The sequence below is a fragment of the Achromobacter sp. CSND-B12 genome (assembly GCF_052906545.1).
In genome coordinates, this window is the sequence record NZ_JBREGJ010000001.1 from 2,137,036 (window position 1) to 2,154,513 (window position 17,478).

The window sequence follows — 17,478 nt, forward strand, 5'->3', positions numbered from 1 at the left end:
CCACAAACACCGCGCCCCACGCCTGCGATGCAGCAGACGTGGGGCGCGGTATTTTCAGCGCCGGGCGCGAGGCCCGTGCGGGTATCAGCGGGAGGAATCAGTCGGCCAGCAAGGCTCCGGCGAATTCGTCGGCCACGAACGGCTGCAGGTCTTCGAGGCTTTCGCCCACGCCGATCCAGTACACCGGGATCGGCCGCACGCCCTGGCTGCCCGCAGCCACCGCCGCCAGCGTGCCGCCCTTGGCGGTGCCGTCCAGCTTGGTCACGACCAGGCCCGTCAGGTTGATGGCCGCGTCGAACGCGCGGATCTGCGCCAATGCGTTCTGGCCGGTATTGCCGTCCACCACCAGCAGCACCTCGTGCGGCGCGGCCGGATCGGCCTTGCCGATGACGCGGCGGATCTTCTTCAGTTCTTCCATCAGGTGCAACTGGGTCGGCAGGCGGCCGGCCGTGTCCACCATCACCACGCCCATGCCGCGCGCGCGGCCGGCGTTGACCGAGTCGAACGCCACCGCCGCCGGGTCGCCGCCATCCTGCGAGATCACGGTGACGTTGTTGCGGCTGCCCCATTCGATCAGTTGCTCGCGCGCGGCGGCGCGGAACGTGTCGCCCGCGGCCAGCAGCACGCTGGCGCCCTGGCGCTGGAAGGTGTGCGCCAGCTTGCCGATCGACGTGGTCTTGCCCGCGCCGTTGACGCCCGCGATCATCACCACCAGCGGCTGCGCGCGCTTCAGGTCGAAGGCGCGCTCCAGCGGACGCAGGTGGTCGGCCAGCAGCTGGCGCAGCGCGGCCTTGACCTTGGCCGGGTCCTCGATGCGTTCTTTCTTGACCCGCGCGCGCAGCGCGGTCAGCAGCTTCTCGGTGGCTTCCAGGCCGGCATCGGCCATAATGAGCGCCGATTCGAGTTCCTCGAACAGGTTCTCGTCGACCTTGACGCCGACGAAAATGCCGCCAATGCTCTGGCCGGTGCGCGACAGGCCCTGCTTGAGCCGCGACAGCCAGGACGCCTTCTTGGGCGCGGCTTCCGGTTCGGGCGCGGCGGGCGCCGGCACAATGGCGGCGGGAGCCGGGGCGACGACCGGCGCCGACGGCGTTGCGGCGGGCTGCGAAACCGCCGGCGCGGGAGCCACTGGCTGCTGCGGCACGGGCGCCGCGGCGACCTGCGCGGAAGCGACAGTCGGCGCGCCAACGGCGGGCGCAGCGGCGCTGGGCGTCGCGGGGGCAGCAGGCGCGGACACGGGCGCCGACGCCTGCGGCTGCGGCACCACGGCCGGCGACGGTTGCGGCACGCTGGCCGACGCCGGCGCGGGCACCTCGGCGGACGGCACCGGCAGGGTCACCTCGGGCGTCGCGACGGGCGCGAATTCGCGCGCCGGAACGGCGGGTTCGACGGGCTGGGCGGGGACCTCGGCCTCGGCTTGCGGCGCGATCCCGGCGTCCACCTGCTCCGGCGGCGGCGCGGGCTGGGCCGGCGCGGCGGGCGGAGGGGATTTTTTCTTGAAGAAGCGGCTAAACATGGGTAACAAGTATATTCGTATCGTCGGGGGCCAATACCGGCGCACCCCTATCGTCGTGCCCGACGTGGAGACGCTCCGCCCGACGCCCGACCGGGTGCGGGAAACGCTGTTCAACTGGCTCAACCACCTGTGGGGCGGCGAATTCGCCGACAAGCAGGTGCTGGATCTGTTCGCCGGCAGCGGCGCCCTGGGCTTCGAGGCGGCCTCGCGCGGCGTGGCGCATGTGCAGATGGTCGAGCGGGACAAGACCGCCGCGTCCGCGCTGCGGACACTGCGCGACAAGCTCAAAGCCGACATGATACGCATCCACGTGGGCGATGCGATGCAGGTCGCCGAAAGAATGGATGCGTCCCGATTTGACCTCATCCTGCTCGATCCGCCCTTCGGACAGGGCTGGCTGCCGCGCCTGTGGCCGATCCTGCCCGGCATCCTGGCCGAGGGCGGACTGGTCTACGTCGAGGCCGAAAGCCCCATCGAGGCCCCCGAAGGATTCGAGATCCTGCGCCAGGACAAGGCCGGGGCGGTCCACTACCATCTGCTGGAATTTGCTGCATTGCGCAAATAGATCAATAATCCGAGCTTCGGAGGATGGTGTACACCACTAATAACGGTACGGAGCTCGCATGATCATCGCTGTTTACCCCGGCACTTTCGACCCGCTGACCAGAGGCCACGAAGACCTGGTCCGCCGCGCCGCCACGCTTTTCGACAAAGTCGTGGTCGGCATCGCGCACAGCCGCAACAAGAAGCCCTTCTTCAGCATCGACGAGCGCGTGGACATCGCGCGCGAAGTGCTGGGGCACTATCCCAACGTGGAAGTGCAGAGCTTCGGCGGCCTGCTCAAGGACTTCGTGCGCGACCAGGGCGGGCGCGTGATCGTGCGCGGCCTGCGCGCCGTGTCCGACTTCGAATACGAATTCCAGATGGCCGGCATGAACCGCCACCTGCTGCCCGACGTCGAGACCCTGTTCATGACGCCGTCGGATCAATACCAGTTCATCTCCGGCACCATCGTGCGCGAAATCGCCCAGCTGGGCGGCGACGTCAGCAAGTTCGTGTTTCCCTCGGTGGAACGCTGGCTGCAGGAAAAGGCCAAGGAACGCCGCGAGCAATCCTGGCCGGGCTGAGCGTCCCGCTCTCCGCCTCACCGAACCCTCCCGGAGGGCGCCTTGCGCGCCCTCCCTGCATTTTGGCTATCCGCATCCGGCGGGGCCATGGGCAGGTCGGCGCCAGGGGCTTGCCCGGGCCGGCGCGGGCCCGGCAGTACAATTGCAGTATCCCTGCCGGATTCCGTTGCCCCTCCATCATGGCCCTGACCATCACCGAAGAATGCATCAATTGCGACGTTTGCGAGCCCCAGTGCCCGAACGACGCGATTTCCATGGGCGAGGACTATTACGTCATCGACCCTGACCGCTGCACCGAATGCGTCGGCCACCACGACGAGCCGCAATGCAAGGTGGTCTGTCCGGTCGAATGCATCGAACTGCATCCGCAATGGAAAGAAGGCCAGGAACAATTGATGGCCAAGTACCGCCGCCTGACCGGTGCCGCATGAGCGACACCGTCCAGCCCGGCTTCGACACCCCCTCCACCCGCCCCAACGCCCGCCGCGACCTGTCCGCTTCCGCCATCGCGGCGGGGCTGGTCGCCGTGCTGGTCAGCTTCGGCGGCACCGCGGTGCTGATGGTGCAGGCCGGCCATGCCGCCGGCCTGGACGCCGCCCGCATCGGTTCCTGGATCGGTTCGCTCAGCCTGGTGCTGGGCCTGGGCGGCGCGGCCTACAGCCTGCGCACCGGCCTGCCCATCGTCATGGCCTGGTCCACCCCCGGCGCCGCGCTGCTGGTCACCGCGCTGGCCGGCGTGCCTTTTCCCGAAGCCATCGGCGCCTTCGTACTGGCCGCCGCGCTGACGCTGGCCTGCGGCCTGTTCGGCTGGATCGACCCCATCCTGCGCCGCATTCCCGGCGAGGTGGCCGCCGCCATGCTGGCCGGCGTGCTGCTCAACTTCGGCATGGGCATCTTCACCAACGTCGGCAAGCAGCCGGCGCTGGTGCTGGCCATGTGTGCCGCCTACCTGGTGTGCCGGCGCTGGGCGCCGCGCTACGCGGTGCTGGTGGTGATGGCGGTGGCGGTGGCCATGGCCGCCGGCCTGGGCCTGATCCAGGTCGACCAGCTCGATTGGCACCTGACCGAATTCGTCTGGACCACGCCCGTCTTCAGCATGCAGGCCGCGGTCAGCCTGGGCGTGCCGCTGTTCGTGGTGGCGATGGCCTCGCAGAACCTGCCCGGCCTGGCCATCCTGCAAGCCGCCGGCTACCGCCCGCCGGCCTCGCGGCTGGTGGCCGCCACCGGCTTGCTCGGCCTGCTGGCGGCTCCGTTCGGCGCCCACAGCGTCACGCTGGGCGCGATCAGCGCGGCCATCTGCACCGGTCCCGAAGCGCATGCCGAGCCATCCAAACGCTACATCGCGGCGGCCACCTACGGCGTGAGCTATTTCGCGCTGAGCATCGTGGCCGGCGCCGTCGCGGTGTTCTTCCAGGCGCTGCCCGCCGCGCTGCTGGCAGCCTTGGCCGGGCTGGCGCTGCTGGGCACCATCATGGGCGGCATGGCCGCCGCCATGGCCAATCCGCAGCGGCGCGAAGCCGCGCTCATCACGCTGCTGGCGACGGCCTCGGGCTTCAGTTTCTGGGGTATCGGTTCGGCCTTCTGGGGCCTGGTGGCAGGCCTGCTGGCCCACACCGTGTTCGAATACCGGCGCAAGCCGGCGGCCTGATGCGGCGTTCGTCCCGCGTTGACCGCGGGCGCGTCGAGCGGCCGGGCGCGGCCCGCCGCCAGGCTCAGTCCGGCCAGACGGACACGGGCGTGTCCGGATGCACCTTCATGATGCGGCACGGCACCTGCACGAAATTCGAGATCCACGCCGCGGCCAGTTCGCCTTCGTCGATCACGTCGATGATCTGCTCACCGACCTTCATGCTGTAGCGCACGCTGTCGTCGTCCTCGATCACGTCCAGCGGAATATCCATGCGCAGCATGCCCGGCGCGCGCAGCACCAGGTAGCCCAGGCGCAGTTCCACCGTCACGTCGGCCAGCCGCGGGCACAGCTCGCGGTTGAGCCATTGGCCCGAATCATTGGCGACCAGCCATTGGCGATGATAGGGCGCGGCCTCGGCCTGCGACGTCTCGCCACATTGGGCAATGGGTTGGAAAGTGGCGCCGCTCATTTGCCCAGCAGGCCCTTGAGCGCCTTGTCCACCGCCGCGCCGCCCTTGCCCTTGCCGGTCACGGCTTCGCGCAGCTTGTTTTCCAGGCTGCGCTTGAGGATGCCGGCGACGGCGTCCTTCCACAGCAGCGTGTAGGCAGGCTTGTCGAACGGCCCCTTGACGTGCACCGGGATGGTCACGTCCTTCAGGTCGATCAGTTCCTTGCCTTCCGGGTCGGCAGCCGGATTGACGACACGGGCGCGCGCCACCAGGTCCAGTTCGTTCTTGACGAAGTCGATGGTGGCCGGCTCGCCCTGCGTCACGCGCAGCAGCGGCGACACCACGTTCAACCGCTTCACGTTGGCCACACCCTTGGCGAATGCGAGATCGGCGTCCATTTCGGAGAAAGCGGTCTGCTTGCTGGTATCGGCCGCCACGGTCGCATCCTGCGATTCCGGCTTGAGCGCGGCCCTCAACTCGCGCAGGGTCTGCGTCAGGTTGATGCCCTTGACCGCGCCATCGCGCAGGCGCAGCTGCAGCGTGCCGCCCAGGCCGCTCTTCATTGCGTAGGCGTTGGCGCCGGCGGTCTTCAGGTCCAGCGCCAGGCTGCCCGTGCCGCTCAACACGTTCTGCTGCGCCAGGTCCATCAACAGCGGCTCGATGGCGATGCCAGCCAGCGACATCTTGGTGGCGAGCTGATTGCCTTGCGCCGCATCCACCGACAACGCGCCGGCGAGCTTGCCACCATACAGGCCGGCGGTCAGGCTGGAAATGTCGAGCTTGCCGCGATCCAGCTTGACGGCGGCGGCGACGTCGTCGGCCTTCAGGCCGCGCACCACCAGCTTGCCGACCTTGACCGTGCCGTTCACGCTCGGGCCGACCAGCGCCGACAGGTTGATCGAATCGTCCGCGGGCGCGGCCGGCGCCGGCTGGGCCGGCTTGGTCTCGTCCTTCTTGCCTTCGGCCGGCGGCTTGGCGGGCGCGGCGGCGGCGGTGGCCGGCGGCACCAGCTTGTCCAGGTCCAGCGTGTCCACGGCCAGCGCGAAATTGACCTGCGGCGCGTCGCTCAGCTTGGCGATGTCGGCGGTCAGGTCGAACTTGCCGCCTTCCAGCACGGCGTTGATCTTGCTGTTGGCAGTGTCCTTGAGCAGATCGACATTGAGGCTGCCGATCACCGGGATCTGCAGGCTGCCCTTGGGCAGGCCCGGATCGGTGATATTGACGTCGCCGCGCAAGCCGGACAGGCCGCCCTTGCGTTGCAGCAGGTTCAGCGACAGCGGCGAAGCGAAATTCAGCTTGACGACGCGCTCGCCTTTCTTGGAGGTGCTGTCGAGCTTGGCTTCCTTGATATCCAGCTCGGTGGCGTTGCCGCTGATGCCGTTCAGGCCAAAACTGGCGTCCAGGCCGCTGATGCGCACGCGGCCGGTCAAGGCCTCGCCCGTCGCCTGCGTCGGCGAGATGTTGAGCGCCGGGGCATCGACCGCGAATTCAAACGGGCCGTCGGCCACGCCGCCCTTGGCACGCACCGCCAGCTTCTCGATCTGCAACTGGCTCTTGTGGGGATCGATCGACAGCTTGGGCATGGCCACGCTGGCTTCGACATTCGTGGCGGGCGCGGCCGGATCGGTGACATCGCCCTGGAACACGACTTCCAGGCCGGCCACGTCCAGCGCCGACTTCTGGCCGTTGAACGCCAGGTTGCCGCGCACCGCCAGGCTCTTGGCCTGCGCGCCCGGCAACTTGCCGTCCATGCGCAGGTCCAGCTTCTGGGCCGCATAGCGCTTGGCCGAAGGATCGAGCGTCAGCAACGCCTGGCCATTCAGATTGGCGTCCATGCGGGGGTTGCCGCCTTCGACGCGGGCCGTCAGCCGCACGTCGAACGGCTGGTTGAAGGTGACCCGGCCCGTATTGGCGTTGATCTTGGTCACCGCCACCGCCATGCCCGACATCTGGTCCTGCAGCTGGACTTCGCCGTCCTTCAGGTCCAGGCCGGCGATGTCGATCTGCATGTTGTTGCGCGACGGCGGCAAGGTGCCGCTGGTCAGGGCCTGCGCGGCGGTCTGCGCCGCGCCCGCGAGCGCTTCGGCGGGATTGGCCGGCGTGGCCACCACCGGCGCGGCGCCGCCCACCAGGTTGCTGAAATTGAACTGGCCGTCCTTGTCGCGCACGACCCGCGCCTTGAAGCCGCTGATGGCGACGTGATCCACCACGAAGCTGTTCGACAGCAGCGGCCACACCGCCACCGCCAGGCGCGTGCTCTCGATGGAAGCGAACGTTTCGGTGCTATTGGCTTCGGACAGCGACACGCCCTGCACCGACAGGCCGATGCGCGGGAACAGCGACAACTCGATTTCGCCGTCGATCGTGAGCGTGCGGTGATAGCGTTCCTGGACCAGCTCTTCGAGCTTGTACTTGTACGCGTTGGGGTCGAACGTCAGCAAAAAGATGGCCAGGCCAACGACGGCCACGACAACCAACACCACCAGGCCTATCAGAATGCGCTTGAACCACGTTTTCATTGCCGCCCCGTCGGTACCTCGACTGGTAATCCTTGAATGCCATCCGCCGCGCCGGGCGCGGGAATGGTGCTTTGCCGCCGCGCCGCGCGCGTGGCTTCCTGATATGTCCGTCTTCGATCGCGTGCCGCCGCGTGCGCCAAGCCGGGGGCCGGGGCGCCAAGCGGGGAGGAACTGCCATGGAAAGACCTGCTGAAGACGCCGGCATGACCAGCGTGCACATACCGCTATCGTAACAAATCGGGCCAGCCTGCGCGTCCGCCCCGAAACTGACGGTTTTCTGTCTTCGGGATTGTAGGGCTAGAATTATTGATCCATCAATCATTGATCGATCCAACAATGCCCGCCCCCGCTCCCAGCACGCCCTATTCACCTGGCCAAGTGCTTCCCTTCCGGCAGACCCTGCTCGCCATGCTGGGCATGTGCTTCGTCATGATGATGGTGGCCATCGACCAGACCGTGGTGGGCACCGCGCTGCCCACCATCGTGGCCGAACTCAAGGGCTTCGAGCTGTACGCGTGGGTGGCCACGTCCTACCTGCTGACCTCGGTCATCACCGTGCCGATCTTCGGCCGCCTGGGCGACTACTACGGCCGCAAGCCCTTCGTGGTGGCGGCGATCGTGCTGTTCACGCTGGCCTCGGTGCTGTGCGGCGCGGCCGACAGCATGTTCACGCTGGTGCTGGCGCGGGCGCTGCAGGGCGTGGGCGGCGGCATGCTGGTGGGCACGGCGTTTGCCTCCATTCCCGACCTGTTCCCCGATCCGCACGTGCGGCTGCGCTGGCAGGTCATGCTCAGTTCGGCCTTCGGCATCGCCAATGCGGTGGGCCCGACGCTCGGCGGCGCGCTGACCGAGCACTACGGCTGGCGCTCTGTGTTCTACGTCAACCTGCCCATCGGCATCCTGGGCCTCTGGTTCGTGGCGCGCTACCTGCCGCACCTGCGCAACCATACTTCCGGCAAGGTGCGCCTGGATTGGCAAGGGGCGCTGCTGATCGCCGCCGCGCTCGGCAGCCTGCAACTGCTGGTGGAACTGCTGCCCAAGGAAGGCCTGAGCGCCACCATCGTGCTGCTGGCCGCCGGCAGCATCGCCGCCTTCGGCCTGCTGTTCTGGTGGGAGCGGCGCTGCCCGCACCCGCTGCTGCCGTTCGACATGTTCCGCAACCGCGGCCTGGCGATGCTGTTCATACTGGCGCTGCTGGTGGGCGTGACCATGTATTCGCTGCTGTTCTACGCGCCGCTGCTGCTGCAGGGCGGCTTCGGCCTGTCGCCGCAGGATGCCGGGCTGCTGATCACCCCAATGGTGGTCTTCATCACCGTGGGCAGCATCATCAACGGCCGCATCATCACCCGCATCCGCAACCCCAACCGCATGCTGTACGCGGGCTTCATCCTGATGGCGCTGTCCTGTCTGGGCATCGTCACCACCCACAACTACACCGCGCACGGCCTGATCGCCGCCTACATGCTCATGGCAGGGCTGGGCATGGGCTTCATCATGCCCAACCTGACCGTGTTCGCGCAGCAGACCGCCGGCCGCAGCCACCTGGGCATCGCCACCGCGCTGCTGCAATCGCTGCGCATGATCGGCGGCATGCTGGGCACGGCCGTGGTCGGCACCATGGTCAACCACAGCTATTTCAGCGGCGTCGAATCGACGCTGCGCGGCGCCTCGGCGCGCTGGCTGCCGCAGCTGGACGACCCGCAGATGCTGGTCAACCCCGAGGCCCAGACACAGTTCCTGGCACAATTGGCGCATCAAGGCCAGGATGGAACGTCGCTGATCGAGATCGCGCGGGTGGCGCTGGTCGGCGCCATCCACGAGGGGCAGCTCATCGCCCTGGCGGTCGCGGTGCTGGCGCTGTGGTGCGTGCGGCGCGTCCCCCTGGTGCAATTGGCGCGCCCCGCAAAAACGGAGCCCGCCGCCGTCGGAGAGTAGCTTTTGCCCAAACAACAACAGGGCCTGCAGGTCATCCAGCACATGGGCCAGACCTACCGGGTCATGCAAAGCGCCTTCAGCGGCATGGTCGGCCACGCGCTGCCGCGCTGGCGCATCCTGCTGGCGCTGCATGAATGCGGCCAATGCTCGCAGAAGCACCTGGCCGAACGTTGCCGCCTCGACCCCGCTTCGCTCACCCGCCAGTTGCAGGCGATGCAGAAGCTCGGCTGGATCGCGCGCGCCGTCGATCCCGACGACAACCGCCTGACCAACGCCCGCCTCACGCCGGCCGGCCAGGCCGTGGTCGACGAAGCCCTGCCCAAGCGGGCGGCATTTTTCGAGGAATCGCTAAAGGGGCTGTCGGCTTCGGATATCGACACGCTGAACCGCGTGCTCAACGTGCTGGAAGCCAACTTCCTGCGCGCGGCAGGCGGCAACAAGGGCGAATGACCGCGCGCGGGGCGCCCATGGCGGCGCTTCAACACCGCGGCCGAGCGCCTGCGCACCCGACAGCGTCGGGCTGGACCGCGTCTGCGATGAATTGCGCCGGTCCCGCCATCGATGAGCCGCCGATCGCCCCCTTCAGGGCTTTCCGCCCTCTCCAACGGTTGCCCCCGATTCAGGCGTTTCGTTGAGCGCCCGACGCGCCAACGCGGCCCCAGCGTCCGCCCTCCACATTTGACATCCGGAAAAGTTATTGAATAACATTCAATTAATCTATTGAATGTTATTTTGTTTTCCCGGAACCCGCACATGCCGCCCGACCTATTTCTTCGCGCCGTGCTGATCGGCGCCGGCGCCACGCTCGTCATGGACCTGTGGGCGCTGCTGCTCAAGCGCCTGTTCGGCCTGCCGTCGCTGGATTACGCCCTGGTCGGCCGCTGGCTCGGGCATCTGCCACGCGGGCGCCTGACCCACCCCGGCATCGCCCGCTCGGCGCCCGTAACCGGCGAATGCGCCATCGGCTGGATCGCCCACTACGCCATCGGCATCCTGTTCGCGCTCCTGCTGCTGGCCATCTGGGGCCCGGCCTGGGCCGCGCGACCGACGCTGCTGCCTGCACTGACCGTCGGCATCGCCACGGTCGCCGCGCCCTTCCTGATCCTGCAACCCGGCATGGGCGCCGGCATCGCGGCGTCCAGGACCCCGAAACCCGGCGTGGCACGGCTGCGCAGCCTGATGGCGCATGCGTCGTTCGGCGTGGGGTTGTATCTGGCGGGATGGGCCGTGGCAAAGGCGCTGGAGGCCTGAAGCGGCGCACGCCTCCCGGTCGGCCCGGACAGCCTTGCCGCGCGCGCGTTTTGCCAATTCCGCCAAGGGCTTTTAAAGTAACGGCCTGGATCACATTCATCGAGGTATTCGTCCCATGCGCCATTGATGCCGCCGTCGCAATGACGGCCAGTCTCCACCCGCCCCCGTTCGCAGGGGGAGTTCCTGGCATCCCTGGAAGCATCACGCATGACGACTCCCTATCTCACGCTGGAAAGCGTGTCGTACCTGCTGCCTGACGGCAGCCCGCTTTTTTCCGGACTCGACGAAACCTTCGACCGGCGCCCCACCGGCCTGGTCGGACGCAATGGCGTCGGCAAGACCGTGCTCGCGCGCATCCTGGCGGGACAGTTGCCGCCGTCGAGCGGACGCTGCCTGCGATCAGGCAGCGTCTTCTACCTGGCCCAACAGGTTTCCCCGCCCGCTGGCGCCACCGTCGCCAGCCTGGCCGGCCTGCAAGCCACGCTGGACGCGCTGGCGCGCATCGAGGCCGGCAGCAGCGCGCCGGAAGACTTCGAGCGCGTCGGCGACCGCTGGGACATCCGCCAACGCCTGCAACATGCGCTGGAACGCGACGGCCTGGGCCATCTCGACGCCGCGACGCCGGCCAGCCGCCTCAGCGGCGGTGAAGCCATGCGCGTCGCGCTGGCCAGCGCCATGCTGTCCGAAGCCGAATTCCTCATCCTGGACGAACCCACCAACCACCTGGACCGCCGCAACCGCGAGGCACTGATCGAACAGCTGCGGCATTGGCCGCGCGGCTTGCTGGTCATCAGCCACGATCGGCAACTGCTCGACACCCTGGCGCGCATCGTGGAGTTGTCATCGCTGGGCCTGCGCGGCTACGGCGGCAACTACAGTGCCTATGCCGCAAGCAAAGAGCATGAACGCGCCAACGCGCTGGAACGGCTGGAACACCGCAAGCTCGAACGCCGGCGCGAGGAGCAGGCGATGCAGGCCCAGCGCGAGCGGCAGGAGCGCCGCCAGGCGCGCGGCCAGCGACACGGCAAGCAGGCCAACCAGGCCAGGATCCTGCTCGACCGGCAAAAGGGCCGCAGCGAGGATTCGGCCGGCAGGCTGAGGCAGCAACACGCAGTCGCCCACGAACGCTTGGCACAGGCCGTGCGCGAGGCCGCGGAGCAAGTCGAACAGGACGCCGCAATCTCGCTGCATGCGCTGCCCGTCGCGCAAGCGGCGCAGCGGCGCGTGGCGCAACTGGACGCCGTCACGCTGCCTTTCATCGTGGCGCCCACCCGCCATGTCAGCCTTCAGCTGGGCGGACAGCAACGCGTCGCGGTGACCGGCCCCAACGGCTGCGGCAAATCGACCCTGCTCAAGGTGCTGGCGGGCCAACTCGCGCCCTTGTCGGGCGAGAGGAAGGCGGCGCCCGAAAGCGTCTACCTCGACCAGCGGCTGGCCGGCCTGGCACCGGAGCGGCCCGTGCTCGAACAGCTGCAGGCCGCCAACCCCAACCTGGCCGAAGACGAACTGCGCACGCGCCTGGCCCACCTCGGCCTGGATGCACGCAAAATCCTGGCGCCCAGCGGCTCGCTCAGTGGCGGCGAACGCCTGAAGGCGGCGCTGGCTTGCGCGCTCTACGCCGATCCGCCGCCGCGCCTGTTGCTGCTGGACGAACCGGGCAATCACCTCGACCTGCCCTCCATGCTTGCCCTGGAAAGCATGCTGCGCGGCTATCCGGGCGCGCTGGTCGTGGTGTCGCACGACGAGGCGTTCCTGGACAACCTGGCGCTCACGGACAGGTTGCGGGCCACGCAAGGGGGTTGGCTGCTGGAACCGTGGTGAGCCCACACGATAACGATGCGTCGGCATGGCGATGAGGCCCCGCACTCCTCGCCATTGCCCCGCCCGCTCCCGTTCGCGCGGCTTCGCCATGCCCCTTAAACAAGTCTTCTTTTGCTGGCCCTGTGCGCGTTATGCGATCCATCCCGGCCGATATCCGGCATATTCCCTGGCAGCCATTCTCAATAAATAAAAATGCAAATCAATGGCGCTTTTTTTTCCAATATGAACAGGGATGGATTGTCATGCACCACCACTCGTCGGGCTCGTCCGCACTGCTTGGCCTGATCACGCTTGCCCTGGCGTCCACTGCCGCCCCGGTCCAGGCGCGGCAGCCGGATGCAGCCGGCAACACGTCGTCCGCACCGACCACGCTGCCGGCCATTGAAGTGAGCGGGCAAGCCGACGAGCCCACCGAGGCGACACGCTCCTACACTGTGCCCTCGACCCGCGCCTCGACCGGCCTGACACTGAGTCCGAAGGAGACGCCCCAGTCCGTGTCGGTGGTGACCCGCCAACAGATGGACGACCAGGGCATGCAGTCCATCGGCGATGTCCTGGGCAGCACCACGGGCATCACTTTCGTCGAGTTGGACAACGGCGGGCGCACGACCTACCGGGCCCGCGGATTCAACATCACCAACTACAAGGTCGATGGCCTGTCGATCATCGGCGGGTCCTCGTTCAACGGCGGCGGCAGCGGCGCGATCAACATGGATCTCTACGACCGCGTCAGCATCGTGCGCGGCGCGAACGGATTGTTGGGCGGCACCGGCGATCCCTCCGCCACCGTCGACCTGGTGCGCAAGCGCCCTGGCCGCGCGCTCGGCGCGAGCCTGACCGTGCGCACCGGAAGCTGGAACAAGAAGAATGCCGTCGGCGACATCAACATACCGCTGGCGGCGGACGGCCGTATCCGCTCGCGCCTGGTATTCAGCGGCGAGAACTCCGACGGGTTCCGCGACCACTCGAGCATCGAACGGCAGGGGTTCCTGGCCAGCTTCGCCATGGATGTGACGGACCGCACGCAGGTCGGCCTGGGCTTCCAGTACGAGCACAGCATCTTCCACGGCGCCTCCTGGGGCGCCAATGTGCCCGCCTGGTTCGCGGACGGATCGCCGACCCATTTCCGCCGCAGCCTCAACCTGGCGGCGGACTGGAGCAAGACCGACATGGAAGCGCAGACGCTGTTCGCCTCGCTCGACCATCGTTTCGACAACGACTGGAAGCTGCGCGCCGACTATGCTCACACCTCGCGCGCGGACCTGAACAACAAGGGCGCGGTCAAGGTCAACAATGGCAAGGTCCGCTGGCCCCACTGGAAGCAGGACGGCAGCGGCGCCTACCTCAATGCCATCCATTCGGAGACGGAAGGCGAAACCGACGCGTTCTCGCTGGATCTGTCGGGGCCCTTGGAACTGCTCGGACGCCGGCATGAACTGCTCGTCGGCCTGAACGGCTCGCGCATGGACGAACCATCCTGGACCTTCAACAGCGGCAACTGCAGCATCGACGGCATCGCCGGCTTCAAGGGCCGCTGCCAATACCGCACCGAGTTGCCCGTCGCGGATTGGCGCGCCTGGCGCGGCGACGAATACGGCAACATCCGCGCGTTCCGCACCGATGCCCGCCGCGTCACCCGGACAACACTCTATGGCGGCTACGTCGCGGGACGCTTCGAGCTCGCCGACGACCTGACCCTCATCACCGGGCTGCGCCGCAGCGTCTACCAGATCCACAGCGACAACTACAACGCGGCGGGCGTCCGCGGCGCGCGCACCGGCGAAAACGCCGCTCACGCCTGGACGCCCTACTACGGCCTGGTCTATGGGTTGACGCCGACCTACTCGGTCTACGCCAGCTACACTGATGTCTTCACGCCGCAGACCAACAAGAACGAAAGCGGCGACACCCTCAAGCCCATCACGGGCGCCAGCTACGAGACCGGCATCAAGGGCGAATGGTTCAACGGCGCGCTCAATGCCGCCGTGTCGGCATTCCGCAGCCAGCAGAAGAACGTCGCCCTGAAAGACGGCGACAGGTTGACGCCCGATGGCGACCAGGCCTACCAGCCCGGCACCGGCGTCACCGTCAAGGGCCTCGACGCCGAGATCGCCGGCGCCGTGACGGCCGCATGGAACGTCTATCTGGGCTACACCTACCTGGACGTCGGCAACAAGGACACCGCCGAGCGTCCCGACCCGCGCCATCTGCTGCGGCTGAACACCACCTACCGGCTGCAGGGAATGCTGCGGGGGCTGACCATCGGCGGCGGCCTGACCTGGCAAGGCAAGACGGTGTCCGAGCCCTACCCCGGCCGGCCGGACGGCCGCGGCGGCTTCGACGACTCGCCGATTCCCCTGAAGGGCTATGCGCTGTTCAACGCGATGGCGCGCTACGACATCAACCGCCACCTGTCGGCCATGCTGAACGTCAGCAACCTGTTCGACAAGACGTACTACCGGCAGTATGGGTTCTACAACGGCTTGATCTATGGCGAGCCGCGGCGGGTGACGTTGAGCTTGCAGGCGAGGTTCTAAATGGAAAGGGCAGGCCCTTGATGCCAAGGGCCTGCCCTTTCCATGAAGCGCGACCTGACGCGCTTGAATACGATCAGACGTTGAACAAGAAGTTCATCACATCGCCATCCTGCACGATGTATTCCTTGCCTTCGGCCCGCATCTTGCCCGCCTCCTTCGCCCCCTGCTCGCCCTTGTAGGTGATGAAGTCTTCGTAAGCGATGGTCTGCGCGCGGATGAAGCCGCGTTCGAAGTCGGTGTGGATGACGCCCGCGGCCTGGGGCGCGGTGGCGCCGATCGGCACGGTCCAGGCGCGCACTTCCTTCACGCCGGCGGTGAAGTAGGTCTGCAGGCCCAGCAGCTTGAAGGCGGCGCGGATCAGGCGGTTCAGGCCCGGTTCTTCCATGCCCATGTCCGACAGGAAGGCCTGGCGGTCGGCGTCGTCCAGGTCGACGATTTCCGATTCGATGGCGGCGCAGATGGCGACCACCGGCGCGTTGCGGGCGGCGGCGAATTCGGTCAGGCGGTCCAGCAGCGGATTGTTGGTGAAGCCGTCGTCGGCCACGTTGCCCACGTACATCGCGCGCTTGGCGGTGATGAAGCAGAGCTGGGCGATGTCGGCCTTTTCCTCGGTGGATAGGTCGAGCGCGCGGATCGGCTTGGCTTCGTTCAGCTGGGCCACGCACTTTTCCAGCACGGCGACGATGCGCTGCGATTCCTTGTCGCCGGAACGGGCGGTCTTCTGGTGGCGCTGCAGGGCCTTTTCGGCGGTCTGCAGGTCGGCCAGCGCCAGCTCGGTTTCGATGACTTCGATGTCGGCGATCGGGTCGACCTTGCCGGCCACGTGGATCACGTTGGGATCTTCGAAGCAGCGCACCACGTTGACGATGGCGTCGGTTTCGCGGATGTGCGAGAGGAACTGGTTGCCCAGGCCTTCACCCTTGCTGGCGCCCGCCACCAGGCCGGCGATGTCGACGAATTCGACCGTGGCCGACAGGATGCGCTCGGGCTTGACGATCTCGGCCAGCTTCTGCAGACGCGGATCCGGCACCTCGACCACGCCGACGTTCGGCTCGATGGTGCAGAACGGATAGTTCTCGGCGGCGATGCCGGCGCGGGTCAGAGCGTTGAAGAGTGTCGATTTGCCAACGTTGGGCAGGCCGACGATGCCGCATTGCAGAGCCATGGGAATCCTGTGTAAGTACGGTATTGATCGTTAACGTTCTAGTTTACCCCGCCGGGCGGGGCGCCATCATGACCGCGCCCGGGGGGACGGCCGGCTCAACTCGCCGCCGTGGGGGCCCAGCGCATCACGGCCCAGATCAGCAAAATGGGGCCGGCGTTGAACATGGCGTGCAGCGCGATGGCCGCGCCGATGCCGCGGCGGATGCGGATCCAGCCCAGCACCAGGCCGGTGACCCATTGCGGCAGCACCAGCAGCGGCAGCAGCCAGTACGGCGTGTGGTTGAAGACGAAGTTGGTCAGGTGCACGGCGGCGAAGGTCAGCGCCACCAGGTGGAACACCCAGCCGAAGTGCTTCAGGTAATGGCGCCGCCAGGCGGTGTTCCAGCCCTTGAGCGGCTCGGGGCACGGCCGCAGCGACCAGCAGGCCAGCAGCACGAAGGCGGCCAGCAGCAGGCCGGTCCAGATGCGCGGGCCGTACAGCACCACCGGCAGCAGCGCCGGGCACAGCCACAGCGCCTGCCTGGGACGCCGCAGGCCATAGCGGAACAGCATTTCCTCGACCAGCGGGGCCCAGATCACCGCCGTCAGCCAGGGGATGTTGGCCGGGTCCAGCCGATGCGTGACGCCGCCGACGCCGGCCGCGGCGACCGCCACCGGCCCCAGGGCGAACAGGTTGATCAGCCACAGCACCGCGGCCCAGGCCAGCAGGCGCCCCGGGCCGACGCCCGGCCACCAGTCCGACACCCAGCCGATCGCCGGCGTGCGGCCGGGCAGACGCCGCAACGGACGCGGCCGGCGCACGAAGCGCCAGAAGTCGGCCAGCTCGCTGCGGAAGCGCAGCTTGCGCGGTTCGGCGAAAGCCGGAGCGCCGTCCATCAGGCGTCGTTGCCGCTGTGCAGCTGGCGGGTGGCCAGCGCGAAGTCGCCCGCCAGCATGGCCGGGACCACGGCGCGGCAGCGGTCGATGACCGCCTCGATTTCCTTTTGTTCTTCGCGGCGCGGCGGGTGCAGCACGAAGTCCGCCACCTGCTGCGCCAGGCCGAGCGTGCGCGGATGGCCGATGCCGATGCGCAGGCGCCAGAAGTTCGGGCTGCCGAGCGCGGCCTGGATGTCCTTCAGGCCATTGTGGCCGGCATGGCCGCCGCCCTGCTTGAGTTTCACCTGGCCCGGCATCAGGTCGAGTTCGTCGTGCAGCACCAGCACCTGCTCCGGCGTCAGCTTGTAAAAGCGCGCCAGCGCCCCAACCGCCTGGCCGGAACGGTTCATGTAGGTGTTGGGCTTGAGCAGCAGGACGTTGTCGGCCCCCAGGCGGGATTTGGCCACCATGCCGAAGAACGACTTCTCCAGCGCGAACGAGGCGCGCAGGTCGTCCGCCAGGTGGTCGGCGAGCCAGAAGCCCGCGTTGTGGCGGGTGGTTTCGTAGTCGGGACCGGGGTTACCCAATCCCACGATGAGGCGTATGGGAATAGACATGATGGGGGGTGTTTAAACCAAAAAACCCTGCGCATGCAAATGCACACGCAGGGTTTCG

The 17,478-nt window shown here is 67.7% G+C and carries 15 protein-coding genes; 9 read left to right on the plus strand and 6 right to left on the minus strand.

From position 1 onward, the window contains the following. Nucleotides 1-97 precede the first annotated feature (97 nt). The gene (ftsY, locus tag ACUTAG_RS10010) at nt 98-1,237 is read right to left on the minus strand and encodes a signal recognition particle-docking protein FtsY (protein ID WP_421721690.1); all 1,140 of its coding nucleotides are present in this window, start codon (nt 1,235-1,237) and stop codon (nt 98-100) included. A 277-nt stretch (nt 1,238-1,514) separates the two neighbouring features. Here ftsY and rsmD point away from each other — a divergent pair, with 277 nt between their 5' ends. The 4 genes from rsmD (at nt 1,515) to ACUTAG_RS10030 (ending at nt 4,291) form a co-directional block, all read left to right on the plus strand. Next, the gene (gene rsmD / locus ACUTAG_RS10015) at nt 1,515-2,081 is read left to right on the plus strand and encodes a 16S rRNA (guanine(966)-N(2))-methyltransferase RsmD (protein WP_241051617.1); all 567 of its coding nucleotides are present in this window, start codon (nt 1,515-1,517) and stop codon (nt 2,079-2,081) included. A 58-nt stretch (nt 2,082-2,139) separates the two neighbouring features. After that, the gene (gene coaD, locus ACUTAG_RS10020) at nt 2,140-2,643 is read left to right on the plus strand and encodes a pantetheine-phosphate adenylyltransferase (protein ID WP_006385942.1); all 504 of its coding nucleotides are present in this window, start codon (nt 2,140-2,142) and stop codon (nt 2,641-2,643) included. A 179-nt stretch (nt 2,644-2,822) separates the two neighbouring features. Beyond that, nucleotides 2,823-3,074, plus strand: coding sequence for a YfhL family 4Fe-4S dicluster ferredoxin (locus tag ACUTAG_RS10025; protein WP_006385941.1), 252 nt, complete (start codon nt 2,823-2,825; stop codon nt 3,072-3,074). Continuing rightward, nucleotides 3,071-4,291 carry a benzoate/H(+) symporter BenE family transporter gene (locus ACUTAG_RS10030; RefSeq protein WP_047991861.1) on the plus strand — a complete coding sequence of 407 codons (1,221 nt, stop codon included), beginning with the start codon at nt 3,071-3,073 and terminating at the stop codon, nt 4,289-4,291. Before ACUTAG_RS10025 ends, ACUTAG_RS10030 begins: the two co-directional genes overlap by 4 nt. A 64-nt stretch (nt 4,292-4,355) precedes the next feature. Here the strand turns inward: ACUTAG_RS10030 and ACUTAG_RS10035 are convergent, their stop codons facing one another. Further along, nucleotides 4,356-4,742 carry an MOSC N-terminal beta barrel domain-containing protein gene (locus ACUTAG_RS10035; protein WP_076413476.1) on the minus strand — a complete coding sequence of 129 codons (387 nt, stop codon included), beginning with the start codon at nt 4,740-4,742 and terminating at the stop codon, nt 4,356-4,358. Further along, nucleotides 4,739-7,240, minus strand: a complete 2,502-nt coding sequence (locus tag ACUTAG_RS10040; protein ID WP_054470776.1) for an AsmA family protein — start codon at nt 7,238-7,240, stop codon at nt 4,739-4,741. Before ACUTAG_RS10040 ends, ACUTAG_RS10035 begins: the two co-directional genes overlap by 4 nt. A gap of 336 nt (nt 7,241-7,576) precedes the next feature. On the opposite strand from ACUTAG_RS10040, the gene ACUTAG_RS10045 reads away from it, so the two are divergent. From ACUTAG_RS10045 to ACUTAG_RS10065, 5 genes are all read left to right on the plus strand, one after another. Further along, nucleotides 7,577-9,175, plus strand: coding sequence for an MDR family MFS transporter (locus tag ACUTAG_RS10045; protein WP_006385937.1), 1,599 nt, complete (start codon nt 7,577-7,579; stop codon nt 9,173-9,175). A 3-nt stretch (nt 9,176-9,178) separates the two neighbouring features. Beyond that, nucleotides 9,179-9,625, plus strand: coding sequence for a MarR family winged helix-turn-helix transcriptional regulator (locus ACUTAG_RS10050; protein WP_053074780.1), 447 nt, complete (start codon nt 9,179-9,181; stop codon nt 9,623-9,625). A gap of 303 nt (nt 9,626-9,928) precedes the next feature. Next, the gene (locus ACUTAG_RS10055) at nt 9,929-10,426 is read left to right on the plus strand and encodes a DUF2938 domain-containing protein (RefSeq protein WP_148317181.1); all 498 of its coding nucleotides are present in this window, start codon (nt 9,929-9,931) and stop codon (nt 10,424-10,426) included. A 207-nt stretch (nt 10,427-10,633) separates the two neighbouring features. Beyond that, entirely contained in the window at nt 10,634-12,247 is a 1,614-nt protein-coding gene (locus ACUTAG_RS10060) for an ABC-F family ATP-binding cassette domain-containing protein (RefSeq protein WP_148317183.1), read from the plus strand. Nucleotides 12,248-12,489: 242 nt separating this feature from the next. Beyond that, complete coding sequence (locus tag ACUTAG_RS10065; protein ID WP_148317185.1) at nt 12,490-14,784, plus strand: TonB-dependent siderophore receptor; 2,295 nt, start codon at nt 12,490-12,492, stop codon at nt 14,782-14,784. Nucleotides 14,785-14,857: 73 nt separating this feature from the next. On the opposite strand, the gene ychF is transcribed toward ACUTAG_RS10065, so the two are convergent. The 3 genes from ychF to pth all read right to left on the minus strand — a co-directional run bounded on the left by ychF (nt 14,858) and on the right by pth (nt 17,420). After that, a complete protein-coding gene (ychF, locus tag ACUTAG_RS10070; protein WP_006385927.1) occupies nt 14,858-15,949 on the minus strand; it encodes a redox-regulated ATPase YchF in 1,092 nt (363 codons plus the stop codon). 95 nt (nt 15,950-16,044) lie between these two features. Then, nucleotides 16,045-16,824 (minus strand): CPBP family glutamic-type intramembrane protease, encoded by a 780-nt coding sequence (locus ACUTAG_RS10075; RefSeq protein WP_446650127.1) that lies wholly within the window; start codon nt 16,822-16,824, stop codon nt 16,045-16,047. After that, nucleotides 16,824-17,420 (minus strand): aminoacyl-tRNA hydrolase, encoded by a 597-nt coding sequence (gene pth, locus ACUTAG_RS10080; RefSeq protein ID WP_026384832.1) that lies wholly within the window; start codon nt 17,418-17,420, stop codon nt 16,824-16,826. The genes ACUTAG_RS10075 and pth overlap by 1 nt, the downstream gene beginning before the upstream one ends. Nucleotides 17,421-17,478: the final 58 nt, after the last annotated feature.

Excerpts from the sequence above, each read along its gene's own strand:
- ACUTAG_RS10035 (WP_076413476.1), bottom strand. The coding sequence starts at position 4,742 with ATGAGCGGCGCCACTTTCCAACCCATTGCCCAATGTGGCGAGACGTCG.
- coaD (WP_006385942.1), top strand. The coding sequence starts at position 2,140 with ATGATCATCGCTGTTTACCCCGGCACTTTCGACCCGCTGACCAGAGGC.
- ACUTAG_RS10075 (WP_446650127.1), bottom strand. The coding sequence starts at position 16,824 with ATGGACGGCGCTCCGGCTTTCGCCGAACCGCGCAAGCTGCGCTTCCGC.
- rsmD (WP_241051617.1), top strand. The coding sequence starts at position 1,515 with ATGGGTAACAAGTATATTCGTATCGTCGGGGGCCAATACCGGCGCACC.
- ACUTAG_RS10055 (WP_148317181.1), top strand. The coding sequence starts at position 9,929 with ATGCCGCCCGACCTATTTCTTCGCGCCGTGCTGATCGGCGCCGGCGCC.
- ACUTAG_RS10060 (WP_148317183.1), top strand. The coding sequence starts at position 10,634 with ATGACGACTCCCTATCTCACGCTGGAAAGCGTGTCGTACCTGCTGCCT.
- ACUTAG_RS10030 (WP_047991861.1), top strand. The coding sequence starts at position 3,071 with ATGAGCGACACCGTCCAGCCCGGCTTCGACACCCCCTCCACCCGCCCC.
- pth (WP_026384832.1), bottom strand. The coding sequence starts at position 17,420 with ATGTCTATTCCCATACGCCTCATCGTGGGATTGGGTAACCCCGGTCCC.
- ACUTAG_RS10040 (WP_054470776.1), bottom strand. The coding sequence starts at position 7,240 with ATGAAAACGTGGTTCAAGCGCATTCTGATAGGCCTGGTGGTGTTGGTT.
- ACUTAG_RS10025 (WP_006385941.1), top strand. The coding sequence starts at position 2,823 with ATGGCCCTGACCATCACCGAAGAATGCATCAATTGCGACGTTTGCGAG.
- ACUTAG_RS10065 (WP_148317185.1), top strand. The coding sequence starts at position 12,490 with ATGCACCACCACTCGTCGGGCTCGTCCGCACTGCTTGGCCTGATCACG.
- ACUTAG_RS10045 (WP_006385937.1), top strand. The coding sequence starts at position 7,577 with ATGCCCGCCCCCGCTCCCAGCACGCCCTATTCACCTGGCCAAGTGCTT.
- ychF (WP_006385927.1), bottom strand. The coding sequence starts at position 15,949 with ATGGCTCTGCAATGCGGCATCGTCGGCCTGCCCAACGTTGGCAAATCG.